This is a genomic window from Plantibacter sp. MMLR14_011 (assembly GCF_001865025.1).
Taxonomy (GTDB): domain Bacteria; phylum Actinomycetota; class Actinomycetes; order Actinomycetales; family Microbacteriaceae; genus Plantibacter; species Plantibacter flavus_A.
Map to the genome: position 1 here is coordinate 250876 of NZ_MJGW01000094.1, position 22609 is coordinate 273484.

The 22609-nt window shown below is 72.3% G+C and carries 21 protein-coding genes; 5 read left to right on the forward strand and 16 right to left on the reverse strand.

The annotated features are described in order from the left end of the window. Positions 1–8 precede the first annotated feature (8 nt). Positions 9–803, forward strand: a complete 795-nt coding sequence (locus tag BIU99_RS19030) for an alpha/beta fold hydrolase (RefSeq protein ID WP_254773657.1) — start codon at positions 9–11, stop codon at positions 801–803. Between the two features lie 19 nt (positions 804–822). On the opposite strand, the gene BIU99_RS19035 is transcribed toward BIU99_RS19030, so the two are convergent. From BIU99_RS19035 to BIU99_RS19045, 3 genes are all read right to left on the reverse strand, one after another. Beyond that, positions 823–3093, reverse strand: a complete 2271-nt coding sequence (locus tag BIU99_RS19035) for an efflux RND transporter permease subunit (protein ID WP_071262541.1) — start codon at positions 3091–3093, stop codon at positions 823–825. A 78-nt stretch (positions 3094–3171) separates the two neighbouring features. Further along, positions 3172–3747 carry an isochorismatase family protein gene (locus tag BIU99_RS19040; protein WP_071262542.1) on the reverse strand — a complete coding sequence of 192 codons (576 nt, stop codon included), beginning with the start codon at positions 3745–3747 and terminating at the stop codon, positions 3172–3174. A 99-nt stretch (positions 3748–3846) separates the two neighbouring features. Next, positions 3847–4041 (reverse strand): hypothetical protein, encoded by a 195-nt coding sequence (locus BIU99_RS19045; RefSeq protein WP_064294803.1) that lies wholly within the window; start codon positions 4039–4041, stop codon positions 3847–3849. Positions 4042–4101: 60 nt separating this feature from the next. Here BIU99_RS19045 and BIU99_RS19050 point away from each other — a divergent pair, with 60 nt between their 5' ends. Together BIU99_RS19050 and BIU99_RS19055 are read left to right on the forward strand one after the other, a co-directional pair. After that, positions 4102–4965, forward strand: coding sequence for an endo alpha-1,4 polygalactosaminidase (locus BIU99_RS19050; protein ID WP_064294802.1), 864 nt, complete (start codon positions 4102–4104; stop codon positions 4963–4965). Between the two features lie 128 nt (positions 4966–5093). After that, entirely contained in the window at positions 5094–5999 is a 906-nt protein-coding gene (locus BIU99_RS19055; protein ID WP_064294801.1) for a LysR family transcriptional regulator, read from the forward strand. A gap of 12 nt (positions 6000–6011) precedes the next feature. On the opposite strand, the gene BIU99_RS19060 is transcribed toward BIU99_RS19055, so the two are convergent. The 13 genes from BIU99_RS19060 to BIU99_RS19120 all read right to left on the reverse strand — a co-directional run bounded on the left by BIU99_RS19060 (position 6012) and on the right by BIU99_RS19120 (position 20800). Next, positions 6012–7466: an LCP family protein gene (locus BIU99_RS19060; RefSeq protein ID WP_083397473.1), complete on the reverse strand. Its 1455-nt coding sequence runs from the start codon at positions 7464–7466 to the stop codon at positions 6012–6014. Positions 7467–7548: 82 nt separating this feature from the next. Then, positions 7549–8706 carry a CPBP family intramembrane glutamic endopeptidase gene (locus BIU99_RS19065; RefSeq protein ID WP_083397474.1) on the reverse strand — a complete coding sequence of 386 codons (1158 nt, stop codon included), beginning with the start codon at positions 8704–8706 and terminating at the stop codon, positions 7549–7551. A gap of 74 nt (positions 8707–8780) precedes the next feature. Continuing rightward, positions 8781–9770, reverse strand: coding sequence for a LacI family DNA-binding transcriptional regulator (locus BIU99_RS19070; RefSeq protein ID WP_071262543.1), 990 nt, complete (start codon positions 9768–9770; stop codon positions 8781–8783). 87 nt (positions 9771–9857) lie between these two features. Further along, entirely contained in the window at positions 9858–10778 is a 921-nt protein-coding gene (locus BIU99_RS19075; RefSeq protein WP_197479028.1) for a hypothetical protein, read from the reverse strand. Between the two features lie 84 nt (positions 10779–10862). Continuing rightward, entirely contained in the window at positions 10863–12272 is a 1410-nt protein-coding gene (locus BIU99_RS19080; protein ID WP_217635033.1) for an L-fuculokinase, read from the reverse strand. 159 nt (positions 12273–12431) lie between these two features. Then, on the reverse strand, positions 12432–13487 hold the full coding sequence (locus BIU99_RS19085; protein WP_071262544.1) for a DUF4432 family protein: 1056 nt from the start codon (positions 13485–13487) through the stop codon (positions 12432–12434). Between the two features lie 55 nt (positions 13488–13542). Continuing rightward, a complete protein-coding gene (locus tag BIU99_RS19090) occupies positions 13543–14310 on the reverse strand; it encodes an SDR family oxidoreductase (protein WP_071262545.1) in 768 nt (255 codons plus the stop codon). Positions 14311–14367: 57 nt separating this feature from the next. Next, positions 14368–15114 carry an SDR family oxidoreductase gene (locus BIU99_RS19095; protein WP_064294796.1) on the reverse strand — a complete coding sequence of 249 codons (747 nt, stop codon included), beginning with the start codon at positions 15112–15114 and terminating at the stop codon, positions 14368–14370. Next, complete coding sequence (locus tag BIU99_RS19100) at positions 15111–15953, reverse strand: class II aldolase/adducin family protein (protein WP_064294795.1); 843 nt, start codon at positions 15951–15953, stop codon at positions 15111–15113. The genes BIU99_RS19095 and BIU99_RS19100 overlap by 4 nt, the downstream gene beginning before the upstream one ends. Continuing rightward, positions 15950–17431: a rhamnulokinase family protein gene (locus BIU99_RS19105; RefSeq protein ID WP_071262546.1), complete on the reverse strand. Its 1482-nt coding sequence runs from the start codon at positions 17429–17431 to the stop codon at positions 15950–15952. Before BIU99_RS19105 ends, BIU99_RS19100 begins: the two co-directional genes overlap by 4 nt. Then, a complete protein-coding gene (locus BIU99_RS19110; RefSeq protein ID WP_071262547.1) occupies positions 17428–18432 on the reverse strand; it encodes a 1-phosphofructokinase family hexose kinase in 1005 nt (334 codons plus the stop codon). The genes BIU99_RS19105 and BIU99_RS19110 overlap by 4 nt, the downstream gene beginning before the upstream one ends. Further along, positions 18429–19214, reverse strand: a complete 786-nt coding sequence (locus BIU99_RS19115) for a DeoR/GlpR family DNA-binding transcription regulator (protein WP_071262548.1) — start codon at positions 19212–19214, stop codon at positions 18429–18431. Before BIU99_RS19115 ends, BIU99_RS19110 begins: the two co-directional genes overlap by 4 nt. After that, a complete protein-coding gene (locus BIU99_RS19120) occupies positions 19211–20800 on the reverse strand; it encodes an FGGY-family carbohydrate kinase (RefSeq protein WP_071262549.1) in 1590 nt (529 codons plus the stop codon). Before BIU99_RS19120 ends, BIU99_RS19115 begins: the two co-directional genes overlap by 4 nt. A 132-nt stretch (positions 20801–20932) precedes the next feature. On the opposite strand from BIU99_RS19120, the gene BIU99_RS19125 reads away from it, so the two are divergent. Together BIU99_RS19125 and BIU99_RS19130 are read left to right on the forward strand one after the other, a co-directional pair. After that, a complete protein-coding gene (locus BIU99_RS19125; protein ID WP_064294790.1) occupies positions 20933–21703 on the forward strand; it encodes a DeoR/GlpR family DNA-binding transcription regulator in 771 nt (256 codons plus the stop codon). A gap of 55 nt (positions 21704–21758) precedes the next feature. Continuing rightward, positions 21759–22577 carry a class II fructose-bisphosphate aldolase gene (locus BIU99_RS19130; protein WP_071262550.1) on the forward strand — a complete coding sequence of 273 codons (819 nt, stop codon included), beginning with the start codon at positions 21759–21761 and terminating at the stop codon, positions 22575–22577. The last annotated feature ends 32 nt before the right edge of the window (positions 22578–22609 follow it).

The following is a 22609-nucleotide window of genomic DNA, read 5'->3' on the forward strand; positions in this document are numbered from 1 at the left end:
GTTGACGGGTGCTTCCTCAGCCTGCCCCGACCGCACCCACCTACGTCATGTCGACGGACGGCATCCGGATCGCGACGTACCTCCACGAACCGGCTCCCGGCACAGGCGACCTCGGCACGATCGTCGCGGTGCACGGCTTCGCCTCGAGCGCCGGCCTCAACTGGGACCTCGCCGGGTGGACGCGCACACTGACGCGTGCCGGGTACCGCCTGCTGGGCCTCGACCAACGCGGGCACGGAGCGTCCGACAAACCGACGGATCCCGCCGCATACCGACTCGACATCCTCGTCGACGACGTCCTGTCCGTCCTCGACGGCTACGGCGTCGACGAGCCGCACTACCTCGGGTACTCGCTGGGCTCCCGGGTGGGTTGGCGGTTGGGCGTCCGACACCCGGACCGTGTGCGTTCCCTCAGCCTCGGCGGTCTCCCCGAGGGCGACTCGCTCCGCGACTTCGACCTGGAGTCGGCCCGTCACCATGTCAGGACCGGGACGACGATCGCGCACGCCCTGACCGACACCTACGTGACGATGGCAGAAGGCGTCCCGGGCAACGACGTGGAGGCCCTCATCGCCCTGGTGGAAGGCCTCCGCGGAGGACCCCAGCCGAGCACGGCCGAGGTGCCGCCGCTGCCGACGCTGCTCGTGACCGGAGACGACGACGCGGTCGCCGCCGGCAGTCGGCGGCTCGCCGAAGCCGCCGGCGCCCGCTACGTGGGGCTGCCCGGCCGGGAGCACTTCAACGCGGTCTCGTCGCGGGCGTTCAAGGACGCTGTGCTGGCGTTCCTCACTGAGCAGGGGTAGTCGGTCGCGACCGCTTCGGTCAGGCCGCGTGCCGGTGCTCGACCCGATCCTTCGCGAGCTTCGACGGCCACCAGATGGCGCTCCCGATGTCGTGGCTGAGGGCCGGGACGAGCAGCGTCCGGACGATGATCGTGTCGAGGAGGACCCCGAACGCCACGATGAACGCGATCTGCGCGAGGAAGAGGATCGGGATGACGCCCAGCGCCGCGAACGTGGCCGCGAGCACGAGGCCGGCCGAGGTGATCACGCCGCCCGTGATCGCCAGCCCCCGCAGCACGCCGGCCCTCGTCCCGACCCGCAGCGACTCCTCGCGGACCCTCGTCATGAGGAAGATGTTGTAGTCGATCCCGAGCGCCACGAGGAAGACGAAGCCGTAGAGCGGCACACTCGGGTCCGCGCCCGGGAACCCGAGCACGTGGTCGAACACGAGCGCGGAGACCCCGAGGGCCGCCCCGAAGGACACCACCACGCTGAGGATCAGCAGGACCGGGGCGAGCACCGAGCGGAGCAGCAGCATGAGGATGAGGAGGATGACGGCGAGCACCACGGGGATGATGAGGTTCCGGTCGTGGATGGACGCGTCGTTCGAGTCGATGGCGGTCGCCGTGACGCCGCCGACCGGCGTGTGGGTGCCGACCTCGGCGTCGAGGGTCGAGCGCAGCTGTCGCACGCTCTCCTCCGCCGTCGCGGAGTCCGGTGCCGCGTCGAGGGTCGCCTGGAGGAGGATGCGGCCGTCGTCGACCGTCGGTTCGGCGGACGCCACCGGGGTCCCCGGCGGCCCCGCGGCGGGCGCCGTGAAGACCGCCTCCCCGTCGCTCACCGTCGCATCCGCGGTGCCCGTCGCGGCGTCGCTCGACAGCACCTGGACGCTGTCGAGACCGTCAGCCTCCTCGAGGATCCCGATGACCTGCGCGGCATCGCTCTCCCGCGTGAGGACGTACACGGGGCTCGCCGAGCCGGCCGGGAAGTGCTCGCCGAGCGCGGCCTGACCGTCACGGGCCTCGGAGGTGCCGAGGATGAGGTCGCTCTGGGCGACGCCGTCCGCCTTGAGCTGGAAGACCCCGAGGCTCGCGACCAGGAGGAGCAGGGTGCTCCCGATCCAGACGACGCGGGCGTGACGGGAGATCAGACGGGCGATCCCACCCCACAGACCGGTGGTCGGCACAGCGGTGTCGTCGGTCGATGAGGCGCGCACCCGGTGCTCGCTCCCGTATTTCGGGCGCAGCGGCCAGAACGAGGTGCGACCGCAGGCCAGCAGGAGCGCGGGGAGGAAGGTGAGCGCCGCGAGGACCGAGAAGACGATCCCGATCGAGGCGACCGGCCCGAGCGCCTTGTTCGAGTTCAGGTCGCTGAGCAGCAGGCAGAGCAGTCCGGCGATGACCGTGCCGCCCGACGCGACGATCGGCTCGAACGATCCACGGAGCGCAGCCCACGTCGCATCCCACCGCCGCTCATGGTCGCGGAGCGCTTCCCGGTATCGCGAGACGTACAGCAGCGAGTAGTCGGTCGCCGCGCCGATCACGAGGATGAAGAGGATGCCCTGCACCTGGCCGTTCAGCAGGACGACGCCGGCCTTCGCGAGCCACCACACGGTGAGGAGTGCGGTGCAGAGGGCGAACAGCGAGGTGCCGAGCACGAGGAACGGGAGGACCGGCGAGCGGTACACGACGATGAGGATGAGGAAGACGGCGCCGAGCGCGGTCAGGAGGAGGATGCCGTCGATGCCGGCGAAGGCGTCGGTGAGGTCGGCGGTGAACCCTGCCGGTCCGGTGACGAAGACGTCGAGGCCGGCCGGGGCCCCTTCGGCGAGTTGTGCACGGAGGGCCTCGACGACGTCGCCGACCTCCGCGTCACCGCTGATCGGGACGAAGACCTCGACCGCGGCACCGTCATCGGAGGGGATGGCCGGCGAGACGCCGTCGGCGACGCCCTCCGTCGAGGACAGCGCTGACAGCTCGTCGTCGATTGCGCCCCGGTCCTCGTCGGTGATCCCGCCGTCGCGGACGAACAGCACGAGGGCCGGGATGTCGTCGCCCTCCCGGAACCCGTCGAGTGCCGTCTGGACCTCGGTCGCGTCCGCGCTCGCCGGGAGGAAGCTCGTCTGGTCGTTGGTCGCGACCTCGCTCACCTTCCCGAAGTACGGACCGCCGACGCCGGCGGCCGTGAGCCAGAGGAGGATGAGGACCGCGGGGAGCAGGACGCGCAGCCACCGCGGCGCACCCGCGCGGTTCCGCTGCTGCGTCCGGGATTCCGCGTCCGTATGCGTTCCGCCGTGTCGTCCGTGCGTCATGCGCGCGCCCCGTTCTCGCCCTGCTCGAAATAATATGCAGCTAGCTTACTATCTGCGTCGGGTACCCGGCGACGGCGTTCAGGCGGGGACGACGACACCCCCGGCCTCGGCGATCTCGGCGAGCGCCGCATCCCCGGCGGCCTGGTCGACGGGCGCGACGAGACCGGCGAGGACGCGGACCTGCAGGCCATGCTCGATGGCGTCGAGGGCACTGACCCGGACGCAGTAGTCCGTCGCGAGGCCGACGACGTCGACGTCGGTGATGCCCGCCTCGGCGAGGACCTCCCCCAGGCTCCGACCCTCCGGCGTCACGCCCTCGAAGATCGAGTATCCGTGGGCGCCCTGGCCCTTGCGGATGTGGGTGTCGACGCTCTTGGTGTCGAGCGCGTGGTGGTACTCGGCGCCGGCACTCCCCGCGACGCAGTGCACCGGCCAGTTCGTCACGTAGTCGGGCTCACCCGTCGCGAAGTGACCGTCGTTGTCGCCCTCGGCGTCGTGCCAGTCGCGTGAGGCGAACACGTGCGCGTATTCGTCCCCGTGCTCGGCCAGCAGCCGCGTGACCCCCGCGGCGACGGCCTCGCCGCCGTCCACACCGAGCGCACCGCCCTCGGTGAAGTCGTTCTGTACGTCGATGATGAAGAGCGCGCGCGCCACGATGCCTCCGGGTTGTCGTCGTCCCGCCTCGGTGGAAGTGGGTTCCATCGAGGGTAACGCCGGGGAACCGACCGGGTGAGGTGGTTGCGCCGCGGTGACTCAGAGGCGACGTGCGCGTTCCTTGCGGCGATCGAAGAACTGCAGACCGATGTTGACACCCATCAGGACGGTGCCGAGCAGCATGGACACGAGCCCGGCGATGCGGAACCCGACGGGCAGCTCCAGGAGCAGCGCGAAGACGATCCCGAGCACGATGAGCGCGGCACCCGCGGAGAACAACACCAGATACTTCATGCCCCAACGGTACCGGCTGAGCGACGACCCCCGGACGGGACCGCGACCTAGGGTGGAGACATGAACCGTCTCCGTCGTCGCGCGCAGCTGCTCATCGCGGCGGGCGCCGCCGTCCTGCTCGCGGTCACCGCCGCCGGCTGCTCCACCTTCCCGAGTGGTGCGAGCTCCGACACCGGACCGACCCATTCAGCGGGCGGGTTCCCCACGGACGTCGTCTTCGACTACCAGCTCGGTGGCGGCTACGAACCGGCGGCAGGGGTGGGCGGCGTCGCGCGCGACAGCACCGACTCCCCCGACCCCGACCGGTACTCCATCTGCTACGTCAACGGGTTCCAGAGCCAGCCGGCCGATCGCGAGGCCTGGCTGGCCGAGCCCGACCTGGTCCTCACCGACGACACCGGTGAACCGATCATCGACGAGAACTGGCCCGACGAACTCATCTTCGACCTCTCGACCGACGACCGTCGTGCGCGCATCGCCGAGCGGGTCGGTGCGAGCATCACCCGCTGCGCTGAGGCAGGCTTCGACGCCGTCGAGATCGACAACCTCGACTCGTACACCCGGTCCGACGGTCGACTCACCGTGGAGGACGCGATCGCCCTCGCCACCCGGTACGCCGACCTCGCCCACGATGCCGGCCTCCTCATCGGGCAGAAGAACGCCGCCGAGCTCGGCACACGTGGTCGGGACGACGTCGGGTTCGACTTCGCCGTCACGGAGGAGTGCCACCGCTTCGACGAGTGCGCCACCTACACCGAGGTGTACGGAGGCGCCGTGCTGGACATCGAGTACACCGACGACCTGCGCGGCACCTTCGACGAGGTGTGCGCCGATCCGCAGGTCCCGTTCTCGACGATCCTGCGGGACCGCGACCTCACGCCGTCGGACGACCCCGACCACGTGTTCGAGGCCTGCGCACCGTAGGCACCGACCGGGCATCCGCTCCGGAGCAGGAGCCCCCGCAGCGGGGCATCCTGCTGTGGGGATCCTCGGCGCTCAGGCATATCCAGCAGGTGTCGGTACCGTGGAGGCATGATCCGGATCCACGACGCATGAACCTGGAGCAGCTGGAGGCGGTCGTCGCCGTCGTCGACTACGGCTCGTACGCCGCAGCGGCCGACGTCCTCCGCATCTCGCAGCCGTCGCTCACCAGACGCATCCAACGCTGCGAGACGGACCTCGGGCTCGCGCTCTTCACCCGGGTGGGTCGACGCATGCAGGTCACCGATGCCGGCCGGTCCGTGCTCGGTCCGGCGAGACGGATGCTCCAGGAGGCGAAAGGGCTCCGCGCGCTCGCCGACGCGCAGCAGGCGCTCACCGCCGGCACGCTCCGGATCGGTGCGCTCCCCTCGCTCGTCGCGACCCACGTCCCGGAACTCGTCGCCCGGTTCCACGCCGCGCACCCAGACGTCCGCATCGAGGTCACGGGTTCCGTCGACTCCGCCGAACTCCTCGAAGCCGTCGACCTCGGGCGCATCGACCTCGGTGTCGCCGATGTGGCCACCGCCGGCCCCGGTGTCGAGGTGCGGCTCCTGGAGGAACAGCGGTTCGCGATCGTCCTCCCCGGCCTGATGACCGTCGCCGAGCGCGAGGCCGGCCACACGCCGCCGACCATCACCGGCGACGAGCTGGCTGCGCACACCCTGGTGACCCTCCCGCGCGGGACGTCGATGCGCGCTGTGACCGACGAGGCCTACGCCCGCTTCGGCGTGCAGCCACCGCGGGTGATCGTGACCACCCAGCGCGACGCGCTCACGCGGTTCGCGACCGCCGGTGTCGGGCTGACCGTGGTCCCCGAGCGGCTCGCCGACTGGGCGGCGGCGAACGGCGCCCGGGTCCGCCGGTTCCCGACACCGGTCACGAGGGACATCGGCCTGCTCGTCCGCCACGACAGCCTCGGGACGCCGGCCGTGAGTGCCTTCCTCCGCTTGGCGGAGCGGGTCCCACCCGGGGTCTGACGACGCCCCGCGTCAGCCGCAGAGGTCCGCGGCGGCGTTGCGGGACTCGACCTCGACGGGCGCCGGCGCGGCAGGCGGGGTCAGCGAGCCGAAGTCGTCACCGATGACGAGCACGACGTCCTCCTCGTCCGGCCCCGGTTCGCCGCTCACGACGACCGTGATCCCCAGCTCCTGGGCGAGGGAGGCGGCCGTCGCCCGAGCCGCGTCCGAATCGCGCGCGAGCAGGACCGTCACCGGGGTGTCCGTCTCCGCGTCACCGATCGACGCGACGGTGTAGCCGAGGGCGGTCAGTCGGTCGGCCGTCGCCGTCGCGACCCCGTTCGTCTGCGAGCCGTTGAGGACGCTGACCGCCTCGACCCGCACCGGTTCGACCGGGGCGACCGGCTCCGCCGGGGACGCGTCAGCGACTCCCGCGATCGGCACCGGGACATCGGTGGCGAGGCTCGAGAAGACGATCGCCGCGTCATCGCTCGGGACGACCCGGTTGGCGTCCGACGGTGCCTCGGTCCACGGCATCGTCAGGAAGGTGATGGCCGACGCCGGCACCTGTGAGACCCGGTGCGCGAGCGAGGTCAGGCTCGCGAGGTCGCCGAGCGCGGTGTCGACGGTGAGCGAGGAGGTGACCGCGTCCAGGAAGCGGATGAGGCGGTCCGGCCGGGTGAGCACCTCGGCACTCAGCGCCCGCTGCACGATCGCGGACATCACCATCTGCTGGTTGCCGAGGCGCGAGATGTCACTGCCGTCACCCACCGCGTGCCGGGTGCGGGCGAGCGCGAGCGCCTGCGTCCCGTCGATGACCTGTGCTCCGGCGGGCAGCGCGAGGTTCGAATAGGGGTCCTCCATGTCCGCCGGCAGACACACGGCCAGCCCGTCCATGCCGTTGACGATCGCCTGGAAGCCGCTGAAGTCGAGCTCGATGAAATGGTCGATCGGCACACCGGTCATCGCTTGCACCGCGGCGACTGAACAGGCGGCCCCCGAGTTCAACGCCGCGTTCACCATCCCGTAGTCGTCGGGCGTCCCCCGCCCGGTGTCCGTGCACATCGACAGGTCGGTCAGCGTGTCACGCGGGATCTGCATCGCGTCGATCCGCGTGTTGCCCTCGGACACATGCACGAGCACCATCGCGTCGCTGCGCTTGGTACCGGTGTCCTCGCCGTAGTCGCCGATCTCGAGGTCACGACTGTCGGAGCCGAGGAGGAGGACGTTGATCGCCGGGTCCGGTGCGCCTGGCTCCGCAGGCTCGGTCGAACGTCCGGTCGGGGCGGCGATGGCCTCGGAGCTGAGATTGCCCTGCAGCCGCAGCGCGAGCGCACCGACACCTCCGAGGAGCGCGAGCACGAGGCCGCCTGCGATGCCGACGATGAGGCGCCGGCGGCGGACCCGTGCGCTCACCCCACCGCCGTGACGGCGAGCGTGGGCGGCACGTGGGCGGACGGGTACCTCGGGGAGATCGGGTCTGCGCATCGTCCCAGTGCACCAAGCGCCGAAGCGGCGGACAAGCAGCCTGCCCGGTGCGACTCATACGCGGCGCGCATGCGTCGGAGGATCAGCTCACGGGCGAGGCGACCTCCGAGCCACGCAGTCCGGGCACCGCACGCTTCCCGAACTGGCCGGTGACGACCAGGATGAGCGCCGTCGCTGCGAGGAGGATCCAGCCCGGCCAGCCGAGCAGGGTGCCGAACACACTGCCGGTGTCCTGCATCGACGTCGGGCTGGCGAACAGCAGCAGCGCCCCGACGGCGGCGTTCACCGCGCCGTGGGCGATCACCGCCGGCCAGACCGAGGCCGAGCGGAGCCGCAACCATCCGATGAGCACGCCGAGCAGCATGCACCAGCCCACCATGAGGAGCAGGCCGACCACGTCGGTCCGCTGGTAGTTGTAGCCGAGGAGGATGAGTGGTGCGTGCCACACGCCCCAGACCGCCCCGGACAGCAGGAGGGCGGGCCAGGTGCCGAGCGGCAGGAGGTTCGGCAGCAACCAGCCGCGCCAGCCGAGTTCCTCCCCGAACGCGGACAGCGATGCCACCAGGACGCCGAGGGGCAGGGTGAGGAGCTGGACCAGGGCGACCGTGGTGAGGTCGTCCCGCCCGAGCTCGCCGGCGCCCGAGGCGGTCATGATGGCGGCCAGACCGGACAGGCCGACGAGGTCGAGCTCGATGAGCCCCATGGCCTGCCCGAGCAGCATGGAGCAGAACGCGAGGACGGGGAACCCGACGAGCGCCGCCGCGCAGAGCCCGAGGGTCCGGCCGAGGGGGCGCAGCGGCGCGAGTCCGAGCAGCCGCGGGATGCTCCTCGGCCGGGCGACGAACAGCACCACGACGAGCGCGGCGATGGTCGGGGTGTACATCATGCCGAGGGCGATGAGCTGGAACCAGGGGTTCGCGAGTCCCTCACCCGACAACCACAGCGGTGCGGCGATGAGCCAGGCGAGGCCGACGGCGAGCACGGTGAAGACCGTGACGGCGACCCACGGGACCCTGGCGGGCAGGATCGGGGCCAGCTCGCGGTTGCGCCGGCGCTGGCGGTCCGCCGCCGACTCCGGCTGCTGCGCGAGCACGGCCCGCCCCGCAGCGCCGATCACCGGAGCCGCGGTCGGTGCAGGTGCCGGCGATCCGTCGGCGAGCGGCGTCCGGATCGATCCTGGCGCGGGCTGTGCGATCGGCGCCCAGCCGCCCTCGGTCGGTGTGTCGTCCGGTCGCTGCATCTGATCCCCCGTGGTCGCGAACAGCTTCCCACGCTACGGAGCGATGCTGCTCGGCGCATCCGCCGCCCGGGGGATCACGCGGTGAGGTGACAGCCGCAGGACTCCCGCAGCAGGAGCCCGACGGGGACGACGGTGTTGCGCTCGTGCTCGCCGTCCGCGTCACCGAAGCGGGCGAGCGCCCGGGTGGCGGCCAGGCGGCCCAGGCGTGCCGGGTCCTGTTCGATGACGCTGACCGCCGGATCGAGCTGGTCGGCCATCGGGAAGTCACCGAAGCCGAGCGAGGCGATCCCCCGCGAGCGCAGCGCCGGGACGAGCGCCATCGTCACACGCGCGTTCGCCGAGAACAGGGCGGTCGGCGGGGAGGCGAGGCCGAGGAGACCGTCGACCACGGCGGCGGCCGGCTCGCGGTCCGTCGCGTCGAGGCTGACGAGGGCGTCGTCGAGGTCGATCCCACTCTCGGCGAGCGCCGAACGGTAGCCCTCGAGCCGGCGACGGGTGCTCGGCGGGTGTGCCGAGTCGGCGATGAAGGCGACCCGGGTGTGCCCGTGCTCGAGCAGGTGCCTCGTCGCGAGGTAGGCGCCGCGGTGGTCGTCCTCGACGAAGCTGTCGGCGTCGAGTCCACCGGGGGCGCGGTCGACGAACACGATGGGCGTGTGCTCGGCCCACGGCGCGAGCCACGACTGGTCCTCCGCGACGGGCGCGAGGACGAGCCCCATGAGCTGTGACCGGAGCAGCGAGTCGAGCACGGCACGCTCGCGCGCCGGGTCGTCGCCGATGCTCGTGACGAGGGTGGTGATGCCCGAGACGGAACAGACCTCCTCGACGGCGCGGACGACCGCGGCGAAGAAGGGGTCGACGACGTCCGGGACCGCGACGCCGACGGAGGAGGACCGCCCGGCGCGGAAGGTGCGCGCCAGGACGTTCGGGACGTAGTTCAGCTCCCGCATGGCCGATTCGACCCGCGACCGCGTCTCGGGGAGCACGTGCGGGTCGTCGTTGAAGACGCGGGAGACCGTCTTCGAGCTCACCCCGGCGAGGGACGCCACGTCCTGCATCGTGGCCATGGCTGCTCCTCGGGTGGTTCCACCTGCGTGGCGTGGTCGGATCGGGCTGGTTCGCGGGCGGCGACCGAGGACGCCGCCCACGATCCGTCAGCGACCGGCGAGCGCGGTCTCGATGACCTGCTCGAGCTCACGGAGGCGGGGCAGCGCCCGGTTCGTGAGCAGTTCCTCGCGCTTCGCCGACGAGATCGAAAGGCTATCCTTCCACAGCGAGCGACCGGCCATCGCGCCGCCGGCACCGTTCTCGACCGCGGTGCGGACCTGACCGACGAAGGTCTCGTGGTCGACGCCGGCGGACAGCACGGCCCACGGCACGCCGGCAGCGGCCTCGGTCACGGCTGCGGCGGCCTCGGCGGAGCCCGGGTACTGGAGCTTCAGGACCTTGGAACCGGCGGCGACGGAGATCTCCGCGGCGCCGCGCACGAGCTCGGGGAAGATCTCGGCGTAGGCCTCGTCGCTCTCGCCGTCGAGCTGGTACACGAGGATCTCGACGATGAGCAGCACGCCCTCGGCGGTGCACTCCTCCACGAGGCGGGCGATCTCGTCGATGACGACCTGCTCGGCCTCCCGCTGGTCGGAGCGCAGGTAGAAGAGCATCTTGGCGGCGTCGCCACCGAGTTCGCGGACCCGGCGGGCGTCCATGCCGGGGACGTACTTCGTCCGGCGCAGACCGTTCTCGGTGTCGAATCCCGAGGAGTCCATGCCGACGACGAGACCGGTCGTGCGGGAGAGGGTGCGCTCGTCGACGACGAGCGGGAGGGCGACCTCCGGGTCGAGGAGGATGGCGGGTGCGTGGTTGCCGAGGAACCGGACGAGGTCGCTCTTGGCCTCGGCGAGTTCGTCACGGCTGATGCCGGCCGCGCCGTTCGGGGCGTCGGTCATGACGGCCTTCATGCCGTTGCGCTGGTCGCCGGCGACGATGAGCATGCCACCGCCCGGGGTGCTGATCGTGGCCATGGCGCGGCGTTCGAGCGTCGTCAGCTCGTTGGTCCTGGTGGCTACTGCGTTCATGAGGTACTCCTTGTGCTTCGGATGGGGTCTGGTCCCGGCAGCGGTCGCGCCGGGGAGGATCGGTCTGCGTGGTCGGGTGGTCGGTCAGGGATGTGATCGGGAGGTGGCTGGTTCGAGGAGGGCCCCGGCGAAGACGGCTGCGCCGTATGCCGTGTCCTGAGACCGGTGCGACACCTGCACGCCGGGCAGGACGGCCGCTCGGGCGCGTTGCACGGACCGCATGCCGGCCCAGCCGCCGGTGAGCAGCGCCGAGGTGGCCGGGGCGACCTCGCGGTCCATCGCCGCGATGAGCACGGCGAGTTCGTCGTTGCCGTGCCGGAGCACCGCTTCGAAGATCTCGGCCGGTCCCGCACCGTCGGCACGGACCGTGAGCTTGAGGACGCCGTCGTCGTTCCGGGCGCCCGCGACCGAGACGTCGCCGTCGCCGAGCAGCCCGCCCGCCGGGAGCAGCATGACCTCGTCGTCCAGGCGGTCGCGCCCTGCGCGGTCGGTCACCCCGACGAGCTGGAGGGTGCGACGCATGAGCAGACCGGTCTTGACGCCGGCGACGAGCACCCAGGTGCCCGGCACGACGTGACGGACGCAGTTGATGAACACCTCGGCGAGCCGCTCGCGGGCGGCGAACGGGAGTGGTTCGTCGAGGCGTCGCAGCAGGACCTCGGCCGTGCCCATCGACACGTGGTACCGCTCGGCGGGGAACGAGCCGGTGGAGACGGCCGACACGAGGTGGTCGTGGCCGGCGACGGTCAGTGCCGCACCGGAGAAGACCGCCGGCACCCACAGACTGCTCGCGGTGCCGAGCGGGGCACCGGCGTCGGTGAACGGCGGGAGGAACGAGGCGTCGACGCCGAGGTGGTCGAGCAGCTCGGGCCACGGCTCACCCGTGTCCTGATCGAGCAGGCCGGTGCGCGACGAGAGCGAGTACTCGGCGGCCTCCTCGCCGCCGAGGGCCGCGACGAGGTACTCCGGCAGGTTGAGCCAGCGCGTCCCGGCGAGGTCGAGTCCGGCGTCACGGAGGTGGAGGAGCTTGATGACCGAGACCTGCACGCCGAGCGGCAGGCCGGTCCGACCGGCGAACTGCTCCGCGATCTCGGCGGGGAGGGCCGCGAGCTGTTCGGCGCCGCGCGGATCGAACCAGGCGATGGCGGGCGCGACGGGCCGGCCGACGGCGTCGAGGACGATCCCGGACTCCCCCATGCCGGAGACGGCGAGCGCCCGGACCCGTGCGGCTGGCCCGAACCGGTCGACGAGTTCCGCACCGACGTGGTCGAGGAGCTCCCGGACGGTAGCGATGAGGGACGCTGCCTCCATCACGGTCGTGCCGCCTGGACCGGCGAGCCACGGGGTGGGCAGCTGGTGGATGAGGACCTCGGCACCGTCGGCGTCGGTCACGAGGATCTTGACGCCGGTGCTGCCGAGGTCGAGGCCGGCGACGAATCGATCCGGGGCCACGGAGGTGACGGCGGTCGAGTCGAGGTTCGCAGCAGGGTGCACGGCGGTGTCCGTTCAGGTTCCGACGTCCGTGTCGGCTTCCGACGATGACTCCATGTCATCGATGTCATGATGAGCATACCTCGTTCATGTCATCGATGACATACTCCAGCGTGAATTCTTCGGAAACCAGGAGCCGGATGGTGACGGAGGCCGGTGGGCTCAGTCGCCGAAGTCGTCCGCCGCCCGCTCGAAGAGGATCTCGAGGTCGACCTCGAACGACTCCCCGGGCTCCACGATCCGGCCGAGCTTTCCCCGATCCGGACCGGCGGCGTGACTCGGCCAGCAGGTGCCCGGTTCGATGCCGAGGGCGTATGACCCGGCGGCCGTGCTCCGCCACACCGTGAGGAACGGCAACTGCTCCGGTCGGAACCGGACCGTGACCGTTCCGGCCTCGCCCGCCAGGGTCGCGATGGACCAGCCGTCGGGCCCGGCGACCGCGTCGAGGGCGTCGACCTGCTCGTCGGCCGCCGGTTCGGGCTCACCGATCACCCGCCGCCAGCCACCACCGTCCTGGCGTTCGGATGCCGCCCAGCCGGGGACGTCGGCCTCGGCCGCCACGACGGCACCGCCGTGCAGCACCGGCCAGCCGAGGTTCACGTGGTAGAGCAGGCGCACCGGCTCGGCGACGAACCCCTCGTTTCGGACGACGTCGTGCAGGCGGATCCGCGCGACGCCGACCTCGGCTCGGATGCTGCGGGTCACCGTGAGGTTCTGCTGGAACACGGCGCCCTCGCGGAGCAGGCCGTCGACGAGGAGCTCGTACCGGCCCGCCGCAGTCCATCGCCCCTCGCGGCGGGTGAGGCTCGCCGGGATGCGATGCGCCCGACCGTGCATCCCGCCGTCCGCCTCCGCGGCCACACCGACCGCGGTGAGCCCGCAGGTCGTCAGCAGACCGCCCTGCCAGCGGCGGGCCCAGCTCTCGGCCTGCGGAGCGGTCGTCGGTGCGACGAACGACACGGCGTCGCCGTTCCAGGAGGCCTCGCCGAGGTCGAGGAACTGGTCGACCTCGACCGTCACCTCGAGTCCGCCGAGGTGGCGCAGTTCGACCTGGCGCCGGCCCGTCGACGGCCCGTCGTCGACCCGGACCGCGCGCGGAGCCCACGCACGCTCGACGGCACCGGATCGGGCCTCGACGAAGCGTCGACGCCTGGCGCCCCACACGGCGTCGCGGTCGGCCTGGTCGTCAGGCGTCTGTTCGGGCGGCGTCGTCGTCATTGCGGGTCCTCGGGTCGGTGTGGTCGGGTCGAACGGTTCGGCGGGTGGGGCCGGCTCAGAGGGCGGTGTAGCCGCCGTCGATGACGAGGCTCTGGCCCGTGAGGTACGAGGAGGCGTCGGATGCGAGCAGCAGGACGAGCCCGTGGAGGTCCTCGGGCTGACCCATCCGGCCCGCCGGGATGGCCGCGGTCCACTCGGCGGCCAGGTCGGGGTTCGCCTCGGTGAACTCACGGGTCATGTCCGAGAGGAAGTACCCGGGGGCGATCGCGTTGACGCGGACACCGGAGGGTGCCCACTCGACCGCGAGCGACGACGCGAGGTGACTGACCGCCGCCTTCGACGCGTTGTAGGAGGCCTGGAACTGCGGCTGGTTCACGATGAACGCCGACATCGACGAGATGAAGACCGCCGAGGCGGGCCGGCCCGCGGCGATGGCTCGACGGGCGAAGGACTGCGCGGCGAAGAAGGTGCCGTCGAGGTTCACGGCGAGCACCTTCCGCCAGGTGTCCGCCGGCACGTCGACGCTGTCGCCCCAGATGGTGATGCCCGCCGCGGTCACGAGCAGCGACGGCGCGCCGAGCTCGGCCTCGGCAGCGGCGAAGGCGGCCTCGACGGCGGTGGCGTCGGTGACGTCGACCGCATGCGCCGAGGTGCGGACGCCGTACTCGGACGCCAACCGCTCGGCCGACTCGTGGACGGTCGGCAAGAGGTCGAGCAACGCCACGTGGACGCCCTGCGCGGCGAGCGCCGTGGCAATCGAGTAGCCGAGCCCGCGGGCCCCGCCGGTGATGACGGCCGTACGGCCGTGGAGGTCAGAGAACATGTGTGGTCCTTCGATCGGGGCGGGCTGATGGAGGTGTCGTCGGGCGACGCGAGTCGCTCAGATCTCCTGGTCGGTGGGCAGGATGACGAGGTCGCGGATGGTGACGTGTCGGGGTCTGGTGAGCATGAAGAGCACGGCGTCGGCGACGTCCTCGGAGCGGATGCCGGTGCGTGCGGCGATCTGGTCCTCCACGCCTGAGGCCCCCTCCGCGATCCCCCACAGCTCGTTGAGCACGACGCCGGGGGCGACCGCGCCCATCCGCACCCCGGATCCGACGAGGTTCCGCCGGGTGGTGTGGACGAACGACTGCATGGCGTGTTTCGTCGCGGAGTAGACGGGCTCCCAGTGGATGTCCTGGTGCCCGGACACCGAGCTCGTCACCAGGACGTCGCCCGCACCCTGCTCGACGAGGTGCGGCAGCGCTGCGCGAACCGTCGCCATCGCTCCGAGGACGTTGACGCCGACGAGCTCCTCGATCGCGGTCATCGGGGTGTCGACGACGTCACCACCGACGTAGAGGCCCGCGTTGGCGAGGACGATGTCGAGGCGTCCGAAGGCGGCGAGCGCCAGGGCGACGGCCTGCTCGGACACGGCGGGGTCGGCGAGGTCGCCCGCCAGGAACACGCTCGGTGTCGGCAGGGCGTCGGCGACGGCCGAGAGTCGCTCGGTGGAGCGTCCCACGAGGACCGTGCGCACCCCGGCGGCGGCGAGCGCCTGGGCGTACGAGCGGCCGATGCCCGAGGACGCTCCGGTGATGATCGCGACCTGCCCGGTGAGGTCGGTGGCGCTGGTCGGCTGGCTCATGTCGTGGTCCTTCCGTGCGCCGTCCCGGCGCGGTGGGTCGTGGATTCCTGTGCGGCGAGCGCGGCTCGACGCAGCAGTTCGTCGGGTCTCGTGTCGATGCGTGCGACGGCCTCGTCGCTCAGGTACACCGGCCCGCCCGCGGCGAGCGTTCCGAGGAGCACCTGGGCGACCTTCACGGCCATCTCGGTGATCCGGAGGACCTCGGCCGCACTCGAACCGAGGGCGAACATCCCGTGGTTCTGCAGGTACACGACCTTCGGCACCCGGCCGGTCGTGGCGAGCTGCCCACGGAGCATCCGGCGGACCGTGCGGGCGAGTTCGAGCCCGGGGTCGACGTAGGGCACGAGCAGCGGATCGGTGCCGAGGACCACGATCTGGTCGGGGAAGAGCGAACCGCGGGTCAGGGTGTCGGCCGACGGCGAGCAGAGCAGGGCGTTGACCGGCACGGGGTGGGTGTGGCCGACCGCGACGACGCCGGGCAGGTCGAGGCAGACGGCGTGGAGGATCGCCTCCACCGAGGGGCGCCGACCGTTCCCCGCGAGCGCCGCGGCATCGAACAGCGCGGCCACCTCGGCGTCCCCGCCCGCGTGCGAGTCGACGAGGTCGAGCACCGGTCCGATCGCGAGACGGACCGCGTCGTCGGCGGTCGCCACGGCCATGGACGCGCCGCTCGCCTTCACGAGCATCGCCCGAACACCGTCCTCTGGCAGGAGCAGGGAGGTGTTTCCCTCCGCCAGGAGCGCCCACGCCCGATCGGGGCGGCCGAGGTCGCGCGAAAAGGCGACGAAGCGGTCGAGGAGGTCCGTCTCGGTCTCCGGCTGGTCTATGCGGTCGGTCATGTCGGTGTCCGCTCATGGTCATGGTCATGGTCGTGATCGTCCTGGCCGTGCCGGTAGACCGCGTCGAGCGACGGCGCGTGACGGGCCGCGACGAGTTGCACGGCCAGGTTGCCGAGCGCCGAAGCCTCCGCCGGGCCGACGGTGACCGGAAGACCGGTCCGTGCCGCCGTGCGGGCACACAGGAGCCGGTTGCGCGATCCGCCGCCGACGATGCGGACCGAACGGATCGTCACCCCGGTGATCGCCTCGCAGGCCCGGACCGTCTCGGCGTAGGCGACCGCGAGGCTCTCGACCACGCTGCGCACGGTGTCGCTCCGTCCGCCCGGTGGACGCTGTCCGGTCTCCCGGCAAAGCGTCGCGATGCGTTCCGGCATGTCCCCCGGCACGAGCAGGCGTGGGTCGGCGACGTCGAACACGGCGGGCGTGACGTCCGTGGCCGCGTCTGTTTCTGCCTCCGACACGGCCGCCACGAGTTCGACGAGGTCGACCGCGCTCCCGTCCTCTGCGGACCAGGCGCGGGCGCACTCCGTGAGCAGCCACATCCCCGCCAGGTTGCGGAGGAGCAGCGAGGATCCTGCGGCACCGGCCTCGTTCGTGAAGCCGCCGTCCCGCGCGTGCTCCGTGAGCACCGGCGCCGGCAGGCACACCCCGACGAGGGACCAGCTGCCGCTCGAGACGAGGAGCTCCGCGCCGTCCGGGCGGGCGAAGGCGAGTGCGGACGCGGTGTCGTGCTCCGCGACGCGGTGGACGGGGATCGGCAGGCTCGACCCGAGACGCGCGGTGACCTCCGGCGTCGTCGGGCCGGCGACCGTCCCCGGTGCGACCACCGGCGGGAAGTCGAAGCCGTCGAGACCCCAGCGACGGATGAGCTCCGCCGCCCAGCTGCCGGTGCCCTGATCGAGCAGCTGCGTCGTCGAGGCGATCGTGCGCTCCGCTCCGACGACGCCTGTGAGCAGCCACACCCAGAGGTCCGGGACGAGCAACACGGTCGGGCGATCGCCGTCGGCTCGGCGGACGTCGAGCTCCTCGGCGCGGGACCGCAGCTGGTAGGAGGTGTTGATGGTCTGCTCCAGCACGCCGGTCACCGCGTAGGCCGTCGCGGCGTCGACGAGCACGGCGGCACGGGCCGGACCGTCGGCGTCGGCGCCGCGGTGATGCGGCACGGTCGGGAACGCGGTACCGCTGCCGACGCCCACGAGGGCGACATCGACGCCCCAGCTGTCGACCCCGATCCCGTCGAGCACACCGCCCGCGGCCGCTGCGATCCGGACGGCCTCCGCGAGCCCGACGAGGGTCTCCTCGAACAGGCGCTCCGCATCCCACCGGAGTCGACCGTCCTGCGTGATCGGGCCGTTGGGGAACCGGTGCACCTCGGTGAGCGCCAAGCGGCCGTCGGCCCAGCGGCCGAGCATGACGCGACCGCTCGACGCACCGAGGTCCACGGCGGCGTGGAAGCGTGGAACGGCCTGATCGATCATGGCGTCGTCGTCTCGTCGCGTGGCGGCGTGGCCGGTTCGCTCAGCGGTGTCGTCGGGTCGGGGTCCTGGACGGCGACCGGTGTGGTCAGCGCCTCGAGGGAGGTGAGGATGGTCGTCGCGCTCGACACGGCGAGCGCACCCCAGGCGGCGGCCGACGCGACCGCGGCCGCCGGGTCGTCCCGGCCGTCCTCGCCGTGGAGTCCGACGAGGAATCCGGCCAACGAGGCGTCGCCGGCCCCGGCCGTGTTCACGACCGTGGCTGCGACGTGCGCGTGCCACAGCCCCGCCGCGGTGCGGAGGAGCGCCCCGTCGGCGCCCATGCTCACGTAGACGAGGTCGCAGCCGGCACGGTGCAGTTCGTCGGCGGCGGAGGCGACGTCGCCGATCGTCAGCAGCTCACGACCCGTGAGCTCGGCGAGCTCGTGCGCGTTCGGCTTGAGCAGGTGGACGAGGTCGAGGTTCGCGACGGCGGTCTCGAGCGCCGCACCCGCGGTGTCGACGGCCACGCGCGCTCCCCGGTCACCCGCCTGACGGAGCAACTGGATGATGTCGACGGGGCCGGTGCCGCCATGGACCGTCGGGATCGTGCCGGAGAGGACGAGCCAGTCCGCCCCGATCCGGTCGATCTCCGCGCCGGAGGTGGCGACGACGGCGGCCCAGTCCTCGGCACGCAGCGGGATCGCCGGCTCGTTGACCTTGGTCGTCCCGGTCGCGGCGTCGAGGATGGTCGTGTTCACCCGCGTCCGACCGTCGGTCGGGACGACGGCGAGCAACGTCCGGAGCGCCGGGTCGTCGGCGAGGATCCGACCGTCCGCACCCATCGGCACCACCGCACGGACCGGGAGCGGCGAGAGGGTGACCGCCCGCGCGACGTTGACGCCCTTCCCGCTCAGCTCGGTGGACACGCCCACCGCCCGGTTGACGTCGCCGAGTCGGAGCCCGTCGACGCGATAGGTCTGGTCGATCGCGGCCGCCGGCGTGACCGTCACGATGCCGCTCATGCGTCCGCCCCGGCCGTCTCGACGCGGACGCCGGTCGAGCGGAGGCTGTCGAGGGTCGGTTCGTCGACGCCCTGATGCACCACCGCCACGTCGAGACGGGTGGCCGGGACGGAGGCTGCGAGGCCGTCGGCGCCGAACGTCGCCGGGTCGGCCAGGAGGATCGCCATGGAGGCGAGTTCGACCGAGGCCGCGACGACCGCCGCCTCCTCCGGCGAGGCGTGGAGCAGTCGGCCGTCCGCGGAGACACCGAGCGCCTCGACGACCGCGACGTCGAGGCGGAGGCCGGCGAGCTGCTCGCGCGCCCAGGCGCCGGTGAGGACACCGCGCCCGTCCGCCGTTCCGCCGACGAGGTGGACGACGGCCGATTCCTCGGCAGCGGCCGCGGCCAGGGCGACCGGCACCGAAGCGGTCACGATGACGGTCCCGGCGGTCGTCGCGAGGCCCCCGGCGAGCGCTTCGCAGGCGGAGCCCGCGCCGAGGAAGACCGCTGAGCCCGGGTCGACCAGGGTCAGCGCCCGCGCGGCGAGCGCACCGGACACCCCGGAGTCCTGGCCCGGGTCGAGGTCGGTGCGCACCGCACCGCCGTGCGCGCGTCGGAGGCGTCCGTCGAGTTCGAGGACGCGGAGGTCGCGTCGGATCGTCTCCTCGGTCACGCCGAGGTCCACTGCGAGCACGCCGACTTCGACCCGTCCGTCCTGGTCGAGTCGGGTGAGGATCTCGCGACGCCGGTCGTCCACCGGGCTGGACGTGGCCGTCCCGCGGCCGCCGACGGACGCGCTCATCGTTCCACCCCGGCACGGTCGTCGCGTTCCGACGCCGGACCGTCGGGGCTCGGCTCGTCGGCCCGTCGTCGCCACCAGGGGCCGAGGGCCTCGACGAGCTCGTCGAACGCGGTTCCGACCCCGGCCCAGTACGCGGCTGAGGCGTCCGTCGGCAGGACGGCGGGTGCGTGTCGGACGACGTCGTGCTGAGCCTGTTCCACCGACGGCAGGAGTCCGATGGCGACCCCGGCGACGATCGCGGCGCCGAGGGCCCCGGCCTCCTCGGAGTCGACGACCGTCACGGGCGCCCGGAGGGCGTTGGCCACGAGTTGCACGTACAGCGGCGACCGCGCGAGGCCGCCGCCGAGGACGATCGGCTCGTCCCACCGGAACCGTTCGCCGAGCGCCCGGGTGTGCCAACGGTGCATGAGCACGATGCCCTCGAGGGCTCCGCGCAGCACGTGTGCCCTCGTGTGCCAGTCGCGGACGCCGGCGAGCGTGGCAGAAGCCTCGGCGCCGAGTGGGGAGTCCGATTGGAAGGGCAGGACGAGCGGCACCTGCTCCTCCGGAGGGAGTGCTGCGGCCTCGGCGATCAGCGCGTCGCGGCCGGTGGCGTCGGTCACGCCCAGGAGCCGGAGCGTCCAGTCGAAGGAGGGTGATGCCGTCGCCGAGGTGGACATCGCGATCCGCAGGTTCGGGGTGATCGAGAGGCGGGACTGCCACCGCGGGTCCACGTCGGGCTGGGTCGTCGTCACGCCGTTGGTGCTGAACGAGCCGGCCACGAGGGCGAGCCGCCCGGGGACGAGCGCTCCCATGCCGATCGAGGAGGCCTGCACGTCGTGGAGTCCCGACACGACCGGCGTCCCGGCGACGAGGCCCGTGACCGCGGCGGCCGCCGGCAGCACCGACCCGACGATCGTGCCGCTCGGGTTGATCGGCGGCAGCAGACGGAGCAGTTCGGCGGGTAGGCCGTAGGCGTCGAGGACCTCGGCGCTCCAAGTGGCGGTCCCGACGTCCAGGAAGGAGGCGCAGGCGTCGGAGTAGTCGGTGGAGATCTCGCCGGTGAGCCGCAGACGGACCACGTCCTTGCAGAAGAGCATCGCGTCTGCCTGCTGGACACGCTCCGGGTCGTGCCGGAGCAGCCAACGGAGGAGGTTGCCGGCGGCACCCGGCGTCGGCAACTGTCCGGAGCGTTCGAGCACCACGCGCAGCCGGTCGGGATCGGAGGCGAGTTCGGCGGCCTCGACGTGCGCCCGGGAGTCCATCGCCGTGATGGCCGGGCCGACCGGCGCTCCCGCGGCGGTCACGAGGTGCAGGCCGTCGCCGTGGCCGGTGATCCCGACGGCGGCGACCAGGCTCGGGTCGACACCCGACGTCGCCATCACCTCCGACACCGCGCCGGCGACCGCGGCCCACAGGTCGTCCTGCGACCGCTCGGCGTGCCGGGCGACCGGGCGGTCGACGGGGCTCGCGCGCCGGGCGACGGCGACCGGCAGCAACCGCTCGTCGTGCAGGACGGCCTTGACGGCGGTCTGCCCGACGTCGATCCCGAGGAGGAACCGCGACCTCGACTCGTGGGGTGCGCTGTGCGGCCCGTGCTCAGCCATCGGCGGCCTTCCGTTCGTCGTCATCGTCGTCGTCGGGTGCGCCCGATCATGTTGATCTTTGCACCGATCCCACCGAATCGGAAGGGATATCGGACAGATTCGGATACGCTGACCAGACCGGACGGAGCAGTCATGTACCCAGCAGAGCGTCACGCCGCGATCCTCGCGGGTGCCCGCGACGGCGACGGCGCCCTGTCGGTCGCCGAGCTGAGCAGCCGACTCGGCGTCACGCCGGAGACCATCCGTCGCGACCTCGCGGTACTCGAGCGACAGGGGCTCATCCGCCGCCACCATGGTGGCGCGGTCCTCGCCCGGCGACCCGCGTTCGAGCCCAGCCTCCAACGACGCCGCGAAGGCGAGCGCATCGAGCGCGCTGCCGTCGCGAGGCTCGTCGTCGAGCAGCTCCCCGAGGAGGGAGTGGTCCTCCTCGACTCCGGTGCGATGACCCTCGAGGTCGCCGCACTCCTCCCCCACGCCAGCCGACTCCTCGTGGTGACGAACAGCCTGCCGATCGTCGCCCTGCTCGGTGGCCGGCCGCGACTCACCGTGCTCGCCCTGCCGGGGCGGGTCCGCGCCGTCACCCAGGCGACCGTCGGCGCGTGGACCGTCGAACGGCTGTCGGGGCTCCACGCCGACGTCGCCGTCCTGGGCGCCAACGGGGTGGGGCTCACCTCGGGCGCCACGACGACCCTGCCCGAGGAGGCCGAGGTGAAGCGGGCGATGCTCGACATCTCCAGACGACGCATCCTCGCCGTCACCGCCGCGAAGTTCGGCACCACCTCGTTCCACCGAGCCGCGGGACTCGACGAGTTCGACCAGATCGTGACCGACGACGGGCTCGACCCGGACACCGTCGACGCACTCGCCGAGAGCGGACCCGAGCTGCTGCTGGCCACCACCTGACCATCCCCACCGGCACCGGGTCGATCGTCCCGCGTGCACCCCGAGAGGAACCATCATGACGCTCGTCTCCACCGCCGCGCTCCTCGACGCGCAGCGCGCCGTCCTCGCCTTCAACGTCATCCAGCTCGAACACGGCGAGGCCATCCTCCGCGGCGCCGAGCTCGCGGGCCGGGGTGTGATCCTGCAGGTGTCCGAGAACGCGGCGAGGTACCACGGCGGCCTCGCGCCGATCGGGCTCGCGAGTCTGGAGCTCGCCCGCGAGGCCGGCACCGCGACCGCCGTGCACCTCGACCACGCCGAGGACGAGACGCTCGTCGACGAGGCGGTGCGTCTCGGTTTCACCTCGGTCATGTTCGACGCGGCCACCCTCCCCGACGAGGAGAACCGCGAGCGCACCGCAGTGGTCGCCCGCGCGGCTCAGGCACAGGGCGTGTGGGTCGAGGCGGAACTCGGGGCGATCGGCGGGAAGGGCGGAGCACACACACCCGGCGTCCGGACCGACCCCGGTGAAGCCGCGGCGTTCGTCGCGGGCACCGGCGTCGACGGCCTCGCGGTCGCGGTCGGCAGCTCGCACGCGATGACGTCGCGGAGCGCGACCCTGGACTTCGGCCTCATCCGCGAACTCGCGTCGGCCGTCCCCGTCCCGCTCGTCCTGCACGGTTCGAGCGGCGTGAGCGACGAGGACCTCGTGCGGGCGGTGGACGCGGGCATGCGCAAGATCAACATCTCGACCCACATCAACGGCGTCTTCACCCGAGCCGTCCGTGAGCACCTCGACGCGACCCCCTCGCTCGTCGATCCGCGGAAGTACCTGGGGCCCGCGCGCGACGCCGTCGCCGCCGAGGTCGCGCGCCTCCTCACCCTCGTCGCCTAGGACTCGTCGCCGACCCGACCGTCAGTCGATCG

Bases quoted from the DNA above. Each gene is read 5' to 3' on its own strand.
- BIU99_RS19130 (WP_071262550.1), top strand. From the start codon at position 21,759: ATGACGCTCGTCTCCACCGCCGCGCTCCTCGACGCGCAGCGCGCCGTC.
- BIU99_RS19035 (WP_071262541.1), bottom strand. From the start codon at position 3,093: ATGACGCACGGACGACACGGCGGAACGCATACGGACGCGGAATCCCGG.
- BIU99_RS19110 (WP_071262547.1), bottom strand. From the start codon at position 18,432: ATGAGCGGCATCGTGACGGTCACGCCGGCGGCCGCGATCGACCAGACC.
- BIU99_RS19045 (WP_064294803.1), bottom strand. From the start codon at position 4,041: ATGAAGTATCTGGTGTTGTTCTCCGCGGGTGCCGCGCTCATCGTGCTC.
- BIU99_RS19050 (WP_064294802.1), top strand. From the start codon at position 4,102: ATGAACCGTCTCCGTCGTCGCGCGCAGCTGCTCATCGCGGCGGGCGCC.
- BIU99_RS19070 (WP_071262543.1), bottom strand. From the start codon at position 9,770: ATGGCCACGATGCAGGACGTGGCGTCCCTCGCCGGGGTGAGCTCGAAG.
- BIU99_RS19105 (WP_071262546.1), bottom strand. From the start codon at position 17,431: ATGATCGATCAGGCCGTTCCACGCTTCCACGCCGCCGTGGACCTCGGT.
- BIU99_RS19095 (WP_064294796.1), bottom strand. From the start codon at position 15,114: ATGAGCCAGCCGACCAGCGCCACCGACCTCACCGGGCAGGTCGCGATC.
- BIU99_RS19075 (WP_197479028.1), bottom strand. From the start codon at position 10,778: ATGAACGCAGTAGCCACCAGGACCAACGAGCTGACGACGCTCGAACGC.
- BIU99_RS19125 (WP_064294790.1), top strand. From the start codon at position 20,933: ATGTACCCAGCAGAGCGTCACGCCGCGATCCTCGCGGGTGCCCGCGAC.
- BIU99_RS19100 (WP_064294795.1), bottom strand. From the start codon at position 15,953: ATGACCGACCGCATAGACCAGCCGGAGACCGAGACGGACCTCCTCGAC.
- BIU99_RS19055 (WP_064294801.1), top strand. From the start codon at position 5,094: ATGAACCTGGAGCAGCTGGAGGCGGTCGTCGCCGTCGTCGACTACGGC.
- BIU99_RS19060 (WP_083397473.1), bottom strand. From the start codon at position 7,466: ATGCGCAGACCCGATCTCCCCGAGGTACCCGTCCGCCCACGTGCCGCC.
- BIU99_RS19120 (WP_071262549.1), bottom strand. From the start codon at position 20,800: ATGGCTGAGCACGGGCCGCACAGCGCACCCCACGAGTCGAGGTCGCGG.
- BIU99_RS19085 (WP_071262544.1), bottom strand. From the start codon at position 13,487: ATGACGACGACGCCGCCCGAACAGACGCCTGACGACCAGGCCGACCGC.
- BIU99_RS19065 (WP_083397474.1), bottom strand. From the start codon at position 8,706: ATGCAGCGACCGGACGACACACCGACCGAGGGCGGCTGGGCGCCGATC.
- BIU99_RS19090 (WP_071262545.1), bottom strand. From the start codon at position 14,310: ATGTTCTCTGACCTCCACGGCCGTACGGCCGTCATCACCGGCGGGGCC.
- BIU99_RS19115 (WP_071262548.1), bottom strand. From the start codon at position 19,214: ATGAGCGCGTCCGTCGGCGGCCGCGGGACGGCCACGTCCAGCCCGGTG.